Raw genomic sequence first — 10,702 nt, 5'->3', positions numbered from 1 at the left:
GAGCAGAATCGGCTTGCGCACGTCGCCCGCCGCTTTCAGCAGCTCGAAGTTTTGCATATTGCGCGCGCCGATCTGAATGACGTCGATATACTCGCATGCCAGCTCCACATGAGCGGGATCAACGATTTCGCTGATTGTTTTTAGACCAAATTCGTCGCCGACTTCCTTCAATATTTTAAGCCCCTCAATGCCCAGCCCCTGAAAATCGTAAGGGGAAGTTCTCGGCTTAAACGCTCCTCCGCGCAGCACGGTAATGCCCGCCTGCTTCAGCGCCGCGGCTACCGTCCGCGTCTGATCGTAGCTTTCTACGGAGCAAGGTCCTGCAATCAGAACGGGACTTCCTCCGCCGACCTTCACATCGTCTCCCAACGTAACGACAGTATCTTCCTTTTGCTTCTTCCGGCTGACCAGAAGCTGCTTCTTATGATCGGTTACCTGAAGATTCAGCGAAGCCTGGAAAATTTGCTTGAACAGGTGCCGGATCGTTTCATCGGTAAAAGGCCCTTTGTTGCTGGCCACCAGCTCCGTCAGCATTTCCTTCTCCCGTACAGGGTCGAATTTCGGAATCCCCTGCTTCTCCTTGATGTTCCCGATTTCCTGGGCGATCTGGGCGCGTTCCGACAACAGCTCCAGAAGCTGGCGGTTCGTTTCGTCCAATTTTTGGCGTAAAGGCTCTAAACTTGGTTGGTTCATTTCTCATCCGCTCCTTGAATTGTTTTTGTTGGAACATAAAAAAGGCCCCCCGTCGCAAGGGACGAGGAGCCGTGGTACCACCCTTATTAGAAGTGCGCTCCCTTCGCCAAACGAACCGGAGTGCTCTTCTCACTTTCCATCCTTTAACGCAGGACCCACGGGTAACCCTACAAGAAGCCTTGTTGATTCAGGCCGCCCTTCAGGCACCAGCTCAGGAGTGAACTTCAGCGCAGTGCTTCGTCGGGTGCTCTCAGTCGCCGGCACGCCGTCCCTGGTAAGAAGCGTTCTTCGCTTACTCTCTCCTTCATTGCTTGTCAGAACATTCAGTTGATTTAATTAAGATGCATTTTATAACGAAACAAGCATGAAATACAAGTACATGATTTAAAGCACTTTTGCTTTATAGCGAAAAAGTACATTGGGGTTGTACATCGCGTAGTTTTCGCTAATTCCACGGGTTTTCCCGAAAATCCCTCTAAAATTATAGGAAAATGCCGATTTTATAACTAAATATTCGTTGTATTGTTAAACGACACTAAACAAAAATAGGCTTTCAAAAACGGCCCGGTCCGTTCTTTTAAATTTTTATTAAGAAGCCGGATCAGTGTGCTCATCGTTCCTCACCTTCGAGAGCGGCCCTCATCTTCTCATGGACGAGAGTAATAATTTGTGCAATATCCTGCTTCGTCGCGTGATCGATATGGATTCCCATAATTACGACGGCACGATGGCCCAGCTTCGATGCTACGCTTTCGGCCAACTCCTTGACCAGTTCCCCTTCCCGATGCCCGGGCACGGATATCGTCTCCGTCCGGACCTCCCCTTCGTGCAGGAAAGCGCAGGCGACCGCACCCACATGCGCTTCCCCCCCGGTGATCAGAAATACATAATCGTCCCCCGCCCGATACGAATCGATGCGAATTCCGTAGTCGTTACCGTTATTTTCCACTAGCCTGCCCCCCTCGGATACGTTTACCTTACTCCCTTTCGCCTATGAAAGCTATGAGCCGAATCACGAAGGACGGAACCATGCTATCCGCCAGGAACAGGGCAGTCTATGAAAACAAAGCCCGGATCATGTCAATTAACGGTTGGCCGTTCACAAACGGAGCGTGGAGCAGCAAGCTGACAATAGCCGTAGTCATCGCGGCGGCGGCCAGATTCTCCAACATCTTCATCATCCGGCCACCCTCCTCGCGGCAGGTCTTTTTCTCCCTAAGCTGCTGCGGAGGAGCAGAACGGTTTTGATCGCTCCCATTCCCAATAACACGATCGGGATGAGCAAGAGCGCATGTCCCGCGCCGGGAAAAAACAGCGTGACGACCGACCATGGAGCCGGGTCCAGCTTAGGGAAATAAATCAATACGGCCAAAGGAAGCAGCACATTCAGAAACACGATAGACACGGCATGCGCGGTTATGCGCAGCGGCGTCGCTTTAAATTTCGTTCTCCAGGTCCAGAGGCTGTAGACAGCCCTGAGGATCAGAGCGAGAACGACTGCCATGATCAGATCCAAGATCACGTAGGATTTCGTATAATCGGGCAATTCCGCTGCCGAGCGTTCCTGACCATGAACAATTCCGTTCAATCCCGAGACGATGCCATCGTAAGATGAGAGAAAATCGTAGGCGTTGATCAGCAGGACGATGCCGTAATCCCCATCCATTGCCATAAACGAATACGTATTCTCCGTAATGCCATTATGAAAAATGACGTTTTTGTTGACGCTCCACCCCATCCCGTAAAATAAGCCGTCTGCAATCGATGCTCCTGGTTCGTGCATTTGCCGGACGCCTTGCTCGGACAAGACGGTCCGGGCTTGGAATCGGCCCCCGTTCAGCTGAGCGATTAAGTAATTGGACATATCTTCGGCGCTGGAGATCAAGTAGCCTGACGCAACGGTCGCCTCGTGATTCAATTGCTTGGTCGGGAGCATATAGCCGAACACAGGCTGATATCCGGTTGCCAAACCGTCGTTGCGGGCTTGCTCCGGGGCGGCGTAGCTATGATTCATCGCCAACGGCTTGAAAATATGGTCGCTCACATATTGGGTATACGGTTTCCCGGAGACCGCTTGGACGATTCCGCCAAGAATATTGTAGTTTATGTTCGAATATTCATACCCGGAGCCTGCGGGCTTAGTCAGCGGCGTATCTTTCAGGTCCCGGATATGCTGTTCGATCGGCTTGTCCCCTTCTACCATTCCTTTACGGCCGGCATAGATGGAAAATCCGCTGGTTTGATTCAATAAGTGGCGTACGGTTATTTTGGATGAAGCTGCCTGATCGGTGGTTCGAAAATAGGGCAAATACCGCTTCACCGGCGCATCCAGCTCAATCTTCCCGGCCTCCGCCAGCTGCATGACCGCCAGGGCGGTAAACGACTTGCTGGTGGAGCCGAGGACAAAAGGCGTCTGCGGCGTGACGGGCGCTTGGTCCGGGCCCGAGACGCCGTAGCCCTTCAGGTAGACGGTCCGGTCGCCCTTGACAATCCCCAAGGCCGCGCCCGGAATATGAAGCCTGTCCATAGCCGCTTCGACGTAGGCATCGATTTTCGCAGGATCGATCTGAAACGTTTTCTCTTCGGCTCGGGCCGACAGCGGGGACACGATAAAACCAACAATAATTATCATTATAAGAAATATATGTCAAAATTTTACGTAAAAAAATTTCATTGTCTAATCTCCTTCGTTCAGTCCTTCATTTTGTCTTCGTTCCGCTTACGAGGCTGCGCCGCGCAGCACGCTTTTCATATACCCTCTGCACGCGACGACAAAGTAAACCGTCTGCATGACCATATATACGCCGATGACGACGAACGAATAAAGCCAATTCGATAAATGAAGCAGGTTATCCAGTGCTTTCATCGCAACGAGCGCGTGGGCAATGCCGATCAAACAGGGCGCGAAGAACATGACGCCGACCTGCGGAACGACGATTGCGCGAATTTCGTCCAAGGTGATACCGATTCGGGTCAAAGCCTTGAATTGCGCCCGGTCCTCCTGCAGCTCCGTAAACAGCTTGAAATACATCATGCTGCCGGACGCGATAAAGAACAGCAGGCTGATGAAGAGACCGATAAATATCGTCAGGGCGATCACTTCTCGAACATTATCGTATTGCGTCTTCAGGTCCTGGTATTGCCCCGCAACCGCAAGCATATACACCGCGCTGGAAGCCGTTAAAATAACCGCGCTCAAAATCGATACGATGAACAACACGCGGGCGTTGTCTTTCATTTTGTAGCCGAGCTGGGCATAGACGAGCATATTCGTTCTGTTGTAGTAGATGTCGGCGCGCTTCCGAATCAGCCGCAGAAACAGAAAGCTGAACTGTGTAAACAAAAGATACGTTCCGAGGACCACAGTAAGCAAAATCAGCAGCACCTTCAGATCGAAATAAGCCTCGTTCAACGTCAGCGCCAGGCTGTAGCCCGCCCCCAGACAGACCACCGCAAGCAGCGCAAGCCAGCGCGAATAGACGAGCTGCCCTTTCGGCTTGCGCGAAGCTTTAAGCCGATCAGCGATTTCCGTGCGGCTCATTCTCAGTGTCGTCCACAGCGAAATCAGCGTGAACAGCAGGAAGAAGCCCCCCGCGGTAACCCACACCGCCTGCTGCGGGACGGCAAACGGGATCGTATCGCTCATCCCGAGCAGCACGCCAAGCCCCATAAAGAACAGCTTGCTGAACAGGATGCCAAGTCCGATCCCCGCTCCGATGGACAGCGCCGCAACCGCCGCGTTTTCGTACAAAACAAGCTTGCGGAGCTGCGCGCGGGTCATCCCGAACAGTGAGAACAGGCCGAACTCCTGCTGGCGCGTCTTCAGAAACGCGGAATTGGAGTACAGCACGAACAGAAACGAGAAAATGACAATGACATATTCGCAGAACACCATGCCCTGTCGGACTTTTGCCGCAGCCACGAGCAGGCCGCTCGCCACCTCGGGATGAGCGAGAAACGCGGCATAGATGTAGAAGATCATCACGGAAAACACGCTGCTCATAAAAAACGCACCGTATGACCGCCAGTTGCCGCGGATGTTGCTAAGCGCGAGCGAGCGAAACGTCATCGAAATTCCCTCCCAGCACGCTGAGCGCGTCCAAGATTTGTTGGAAAAACACTTGCCGGCTCGTGCCTCGCCGCAATTCCGAGAACAGCTTGCCGTCTTTAATAAACACGATGCGCCGGCAGTAGCTGGCCGAAAAAGGATCGTGCGTAACCATCAGCACAGTCGCCTGGAAGTGCTCGTTCATCTCCTGAAGCGCATCCATGACATCCTTGGCCGCCTTCGAATCGAGGTTGCCGGTCAACTCGTCGGCCAGCAGCAGAGATGGCTTGTGAATAAGCGCCCGCGCAATCGCCGCGCGCTGCTTCTGCCCGCCGGACACCTCATACGGACGCTTGCCGAGCAGCCCGGCGATTTGCAGTCTCTCGACAAGCGGCTCCAGCCGCTGCTCGATCAGGTTCGGAGCCATCCCTTCCAGAACGAGGGGCAAAATTATATTTTCCTTGATCGACAACGTATCGAGCAGGTTAAAATCCTGAAACACGAAGCCAAGCGCGCGCCGTCGGAATAACGCCAGCTTTTTGTCGCTCAGCGCTGCCGGGTCAGCCCCGTCGATCTCAATGCGTCCCGACGTCGGGCGGTCAATCGTGGCCAGCAGATTAAGCAGCGTCGTCTTCCCGCTTCCCGACGGCCCCATGACGCCGACAAACTCGCCCGCCTCGATCGTCAAATCAATATCCTCCAACGCTTTGTATACGATATTTCCGGGGGAGCTGTATGTTTTGCCGAGTCCCTGCGCTCTTAGTACATTCATCGTTGCCCGGTTCCTCCTTCATTGCTGTCTTCGATGTCTATAGCGCTAGTATAGCTCGGAAGAGACGCCGGTCCCATCGATTTGCATGACAATGTACCTTACAAATTTGTCACCTGGAGCGCATGTCTCGTTCGCCCTTGTCACCTAACGCATGGATGCTCCGCGGCTGAAAGAAAACGGTAAACGTCGTTCCCTTACCCAGCTTCGACTCCGCAGACAACCGGTGTCCCAGCCCGCTGCACACCTGCTTTGCCAAATACAGCCCCATGCCGGTCGACTCTCCGGCCTCCCGACCGTTCTCTCCGGTGAAGAACGGATCGAAGATTCGCGGCAGGTCGTGGGGCGCTATTCCGATCCCCTCGTCGGTCACGCTCAGCCTGCTGCCCCCGTCCGCATCCGGCTCCAATCGGAAAATAAGCTTCTTGGCTCCGGGCTTGCCCTTGCTGTATTTGATCGCATTGCTGACAAACTGATTCAGGACGACCGTCATCCATTTTCCGTCCGTTTCCGCCCATGCTTCGCCTTCGATCTGCGGAAAGATCGAGTGCCGGATACAGAGCCGCTTATGCGCATTCATGACGGTACGCACCAGCTCGTGAAGCGCCGTTTGCCGAAAATGGAGATCCATTTGAAACTTATCGAGACGAGCCGTATTCAGCATCAGATCGAGCCCCCTCGTCATGCGTTCGGCTTCCTCCTGCAGGCTGAGCGCAAGCTGCTTCTGTTCCTCTTCCGTAACAGGCAGCTGGGTTAGGGTATCCTGCACCAACAAATCGATAACGGATACGGGGGTTTTCATATGATGCACCCATTGCAGCACAAAATGATTGTGCTGCTCCTGCAGGCGGCGGTATTGCCCAAGCTCGTTCAAATAAGCGCTGTACTGCTCCTGCAGCAAACGCATGATAAGCCGCTGCTCATCCGTAACTGCGGACTGGACGATGGTAGCGGCCTGCAGCTCGCCGGACCTCTCCACGGCATGCTTCAACTGCTTGTAATACGCTCTTTGGCGAATATAATCAACGGCCAGCCACACGCCGGCAACAAATAATCCGAGGATGACAAAATAAAAGATTGTGCCCGTCCCAATCCCCGCCGGATTGCGTGCCCGCTCCAACAGCATCAGACCGGCACCGAGTCCGATCAGAAGCAGGCATACAAGCGCATAAACGAGCCGATCGCGCAAAAATATAGCGGCCGACGACCCTCTCATGCGTCCGCTCCCTCCTGTTCGTAGCGTAAGAGGAACATATAGCCTTGGCCGCGCACCGTTTCGATGGCCTTCGGCAGTCCTAGCTCCTCCAGCTTCTTCCGAAGCCTGGTCACATTAACCGTCAGCGTATTGTCATCGACAAACTGCACATCGTCCCAAAGCGCCTCCAGAAGCTGCTCCCGGGAGACGATCCGCCCCGGCTGCCGCATGAAGCATTCCGCCAGCAGCCGCTCGTTCTTCGTCAGCATCGCTTTCCGCATCTGCCATACCAGCTCGCTTCGTCCGAGGTGCAGCCGCAAGCCATGCGCATTCAGCTCCGCTTCCGGAGCTCCTGCAGCCGTACCGTCATGTCCGGCAGCAGCATATTCCCCGTAGACTCTTCGGAGCACCCCCTTGATCTTCGCCATGAGAAGATCCAATGGGATCGGTTTCGTAATATAGTCATCGCCGCCGTTCTCAATGGCCATCACCTGATCCATCTCCCCGGCCCGCGCGGAGATGAAGATGATCGGCACGCTGGAACGCGTGCGAATTTGTCTGCACCAGTAATAGCCATCAAAATACGGCAGGTTAATATCCAGCAGCACCAGATGCGGCGCGTAGGCTTCCAGCTCCGGCATCAGCTCGCGGAATTGCGTCGCGCATGCCGCTTCGAAGCCGTATTTCTCCATATTTTTTTTCAGGACGGCCCCTATTTTGTCGTCGTCTTCTATGATGTAAATGCGATACATAGCGATTCCTCCCAGATTTTCAACAGACACTACCAAGATAGCAGGATCGCCGCAGTCAGGCAATTTTAATTTCAAGGCAGACTACTGTAATATAATTGTATATAATCCACTAAAATGCTATTTCCATTTCTAAAAGGGGGTTAGGCACATGAAAAAAGTAATGGCCATTAGCTTAGCTATAGGTTTTGGCATTTTTGTATCCTGGCTATTCATGCCCGATCGCCCCGATACTTACGTAGTTTTCGCGTATGCGACCAACCTGAATCCAGACCTAACGACAGCTCTTACGAACCGCTTAGAACAAAACCGTATATCTTATCAGCTTGATACATCGGGAAACGTCTTTGTCCTGGAATCCCATCTGGAAAAAGCCGTAATCTGCTGTTCGTAGTATGGTTTACTTTTTTACACAAAAAAAGCCTAACCCCATTTGTAACGGGTGTAGGCTAGATTTTGAGAAAGTGGTCTTAAGCAAAAAATAGAGATACATACGGAGGTGGGGTATCCACTGGAGAAGCGATAGCGGCCGCCTTTGTCTTCGGGAAATATCCGCTACTAAGCGGCTTCAATCAAATTTCCCGAGGACAAGAGCGGTCGGAAGTGGATACCCCACCCCCTCGTACACCTCTATAATCCAGTTTTTTCGCAAGCTCAGTCTCGCTTACAAAAATACAAAATAAATAACAGCCGCGAGCACCAAACGGTAAATTGCAAACGGCGCGAGCTTAATGCGGTTGATCAGCTTCAGGAAGAAGCGGATCGACAGAAGCGCGAAGATGAAGGCGCTAATAAATCCGACGACGAAAAACGGAATGGTCGCTGCCGTGATCGAGTCCCAGCTCTTCAAAAGTGACAGGAAGCTGGCCCCGGCCATAATCGGCACCGCCATAATGAAGGTAAAATCCGCAGCCGCGCGATGGCTCATCCCAAGCAAAACTCCGCCGGAAATGGTCGATCCGGAGCGGGAAAAGCCCGGCCACAGCGCCAAACATTGAAACAATCCCACAAAAAACGCCTGCACGTATGTAATCTGGTCGGCGGTCTCCGTCTTCGGGCGGCGGGGCCGGAACCAATCGGCCGCGAGCATGAGAACGGCTCCGAGCACCAGACCGACGATAACTGTCTCGGTAGAGAACAAATACTCATCGATTTTTTTATTGAACAGTACCCCGAGAATGCCGGCGGGAACTAGACCGACGAAAACCTGCAGCAGATTCAAGCGCGGGCCGGAAGGCGTTTGCCCCGGCAATTTTTTAAGTCCGAGCAAATTCATGAACCTGTCCCACATCAGGACGACAACGGCCAGAATCGAACCCAACTGGACCACGACCTTGAACGTATTCGCTACGTTCGGAGGAAACATCTCTTTGGAATGGAACAAGAAATCGTCAACGATAATCATGTGGCCGGTCGAAGAAACCGGCGCGAACTCGGTAAGGCCCTCCACGAGTCCAAGAATGAATCCAACAAACAATTCCCACAAATTCAACAGCTCCACACTCCTATTTTCTTGTCTGCATATCTATATCAATGAATATCTACCTTTTTGAAGTAGATAATCGTTGCCGCAAGCCCGATGAGCGAAGCTGCCAGTATAACGGCGTAAGAAAAAGCCGGCGGATACTGGGAAACGAAGTCTCCGTTCGCGATGACGTACGAGGCCGACCATGGAAATAAAGCCTTGTATTCCGATTCGGAAAGCACCACGTTAGCCATCGTGATCATCGCCGTAAAGATGATGGTGGGAACGTAATTTTTGAACAAAAAGGTGATCAGCATCGTCGGCGTGCACAGAAGAAACAAAAGCGCACCCCCGACCACGAATTGCTTCAAGGATTGAAGCAGTAAAGCCATAGTCAAGCCTTCAAACTGCCCGATCAGCCCAAGGATCAGTGTCAACGACCAAATGGTGAGCGTTAGAACCATAATCCATAGAAAGAGCAAAATCAGCTTGCTTACGATTAGATTGACACGGGATACCGGGATGGTCAACAGGTTTTTCAAGGTATCCTCCGCATATTCCCGATGAAACAGATACGCCGTAATGACCCCGTAGAGAAGCGTCCCTACGAGCAGAATGACGTACATATTCGTGTTCATAAAAGCGACTTCGAATTCAATCGGAGTCTCGGGCTTCTTGCTTTTCATATTCAGCAAGGCGAGAAACATCATGATAGGGGCCGATACGGCTCCGAGCAGGCTAACCATAAACATCTTGGCCCGCTTCAGTTTGATCAGTTCCGTATAGAGCAAGTTAACCAATCGTCCCGCCCCCTATCAATTGTATAAAGTAATCTTCCAATCTGTCTACACTCATTGTGATTTTTGTGACTTCTATCCCATGCTCTACCAGCACTCGGTTGAGCTTGCCCTGCTCGCCGATATGGCTGTATACCCGGATCACCCGTTCGTCGTGAACCTCATAATCCGTGATGCCGAAATGCTTCTCCAGCAGCATTGCCGCTTTATTGTCGTCGGACACTTGAAACTCAAGATATTTGCGGTTCCGTTTGCGAAGCTCCTCGAAGGAAATCTCCTCCAGCAGCTTCCCTTGATGAACGACTCCGATCTGGTCGGCCAACTGTTCGACTTCGGACAAAATATGGCTGGAAACGAGAATCGTTATTTTCCGCTCCTCGGCGAGAGATTTGATCAGTCTGCGGATTTCTTTAATTCCCACTGGGTCCAGGCCATTGGTAGGCTCATCCAAAATTAACAGCTCGGGATGATGGAGGATGGCTCTGGCGATTCCAAGCCGCTGCTTCATTCCCAAGGAATAGCTGCCGACGAGCTTTTTCGTTTCCTGATGCAGACCGACGATTTCCAAAGCTTCGTCCATGGCGTTTTTCTTATGCACGCCCATCAGCTTGGCGTTGATCAACAGATTCTCGCGGGCCGTCAAATTTTCGTAAAATCCGGAGAACTCGACAATCGACCCGATTCTTTTTAAAATCTCTTTCTGATGCTTGAACAAACTTTCACCGAAAATCTCAATCTCTCCGTGCGTCGGCTTGATTAAACCGAGCAGCATGCGGATGGTCGTCGTTTTGCCTGCGCCGTTCTGGCCTAGAAAACCGTAAATCTGACCTTGACGCACATTCATGTCAAGGTTGTCCACCGCTTTCTGCGTCCCGTACACCTTCGTTAACTGCGTCGTTTTGATAACTGCACTCAAATCGTGGTCCCTCCTGCTTTCATCAGATGTTAATTTCATGATAAGCAGGCGATTTTAAATGCCTCTTAAC

12 protein-coding genes are annotated in these 10,702 nt (G+C 52.2%); 1 reads left to right on the top strand and 11 read right to left on the bottom strand.

The features are described 5' to 3' along the window. The 8 genes from PEL01S_RS27300 to PEL01S_RS27270 form a co-directional block, all read right to left on the bottom strand. Nucleotides 1–693 (bottom strand): bifunctional 3-deoxy-7-phosphoheptulonate synthase/chorismate mutase (locus PEL01S_RS27300; protein WP_127462498.1); only part of this gene is annotated, 693 nt, incomplete at its 3' end. Between the two features lie 610 nt (nucleotides 694–1,303). Further along, nucleotides 1,304–1,642, bottom strand: a complete 339-nt coding sequence (gene lpdD / locus PEL01S_RS27295) for a prenylated flavin chaperone LpdD (RefSeq protein ID WP_127462497.1) — start codon at nucleotides 1,640–1,642, stop codon at nucleotides 1,304–1,306. 106 nt (nucleotides 1,643–1,748) lie between these two features. After that, entirely contained in the window at nucleotides 1,749–1,874 is a 126-nt protein-coding gene (locus PEL01S_RS35415; protein WP_010494255.1) for a hypothetical protein, read from the bottom strand. Then, nucleotides 1,871–3,325 carry a serine hydrolase domain-containing protein gene (locus PEL01S_RS27290; protein WP_127462496.1) on the bottom strand — a complete coding sequence of 485 codons (1,455 nt, stop codon included), beginning with the start codon at nucleotides 3,323–3,325 and terminating at the stop codon, nucleotides 1,871–1,873. Before PEL01S_RS27290 ends, PEL01S_RS35415 begins: the two co-directional genes overlap by 4 nt. Nucleotides 3,326–3,412: 87 nt before the next feature. Continuing rightward, on the bottom strand, nucleotides 3,413–4,762 hold the full coding sequence (locus PEL01S_RS27285) for an FtsX-like permease family protein (RefSeq protein WP_127462495.1): 1,350 nt from the start codon (nucleotides 4,760–4,762) through the stop codon (nucleotides 3,413–3,415). After that, on the bottom strand, nucleotides 4,737–5,513 hold the full coding sequence (locus PEL01S_RS27280) for an ABC transporter ATP-binding protein (RefSeq protein WP_127462494.1): 777 nt from the start codon (nucleotides 5,511–5,513) through the stop codon (nucleotides 4,737–4,739). The genes PEL01S_RS27285 and PEL01S_RS27280 overlap by 26 nt, the downstream gene beginning before the upstream one ends. 109 nt (nucleotides 5,514–5,622) lie before the next feature. After that, nucleotides 5,623–6,726 (bottom strand): sensor histidine kinase, encoded by a 1,104-nt coding sequence (locus PEL01S_RS27275; RefSeq protein ID WP_127462493.1) that lies wholly within the window; start codon nucleotides 6,724–6,726, stop codon nucleotides 5,623–5,625. Next, nucleotides 6,723–7,457, bottom strand: a complete 735-nt coding sequence (locus tag PEL01S_RS27270; protein ID WP_127462492.1) for a response regulator transcription factor — start codon at nucleotides 7,455–7,457, stop codon at nucleotides 6,723–6,725. Before PEL01S_RS27270 ends, PEL01S_RS27275 begins: the two co-directional genes overlap by 4 nt. Before the next feature lie 148 nt (nucleotides 7,458–7,605). Between PEL01S_RS27270 and PEL01S_RS27265 the strand changes: the two genes are divergently transcribed. Further along, on the top strand, nucleotides 7,606–7,848 hold the full coding sequence (locus PEL01S_RS27265; protein ID WP_127462491.1) for a hypothetical protein: 243 nt from the start codon (nucleotides 7,606–7,608) through the stop codon (nucleotides 7,846–7,848). Nucleotides 7,849–8,118: 270 nt separating this feature from the next. Here PEL01S_RS27265 and PEL01S_RS27260 read toward each other — a convergent pair whose 3' ends face one another. The 3 genes from PEL01S_RS27260 to PEL01S_RS27250 are packed head-to-tail and all read right to left on the bottom strand — an operon-like array spanning nucleotide 8,119 to nucleotide 10,632. Continuing rightward, on the bottom strand, nucleotides 8,119–8,946 hold the full coding sequence (locus PEL01S_RS27260; RefSeq protein WP_029191421.1) for an undecaprenyl-diphosphate phosphatase: 828 nt from the start codon (nucleotides 8,944–8,946) through the stop codon (nucleotides 8,119–8,121). Between the two features lie 38 nt (nucleotides 8,947–8,984). Beyond that, a complete protein-coding gene (locus tag PEL01S_RS27255; RefSeq protein WP_127462490.1) occupies nucleotides 8,985–9,719 on the bottom strand; it encodes an ABC transporter permease in 735 nt (244 codons plus the stop codon). Next, the gene (locus tag PEL01S_RS27250; RefSeq protein WP_127462489.1) at nucleotides 9,712–10,632 is read right to left on the bottom strand and encodes an ABC transporter ATP-binding protein; all 921 of its coding nucleotides are present in this window, start codon (nucleotides 10,630–10,632) and stop codon (nucleotides 9,712–9,714) included. The genes PEL01S_RS27255 and PEL01S_RS27250 overlap by 8 nt, the downstream gene beginning before the upstream one ends. Nucleotides 10,633–10,702: the final 70 nt, after the last annotated feature.

The organism is Paenibacillus elgii NBRC 100335, assembly GCF_004000865.1.
GTDB lineage: Bacteria > Bacillota > Bacilli > Paenibacillales > NBRC-103111 > Paenibacillus_G > Paenibacillus_G elgii.
Note: the sequence above shows the minus strand (reverse complement) of the source record. Positions and strands in the feature narration are given on the sequence as shown.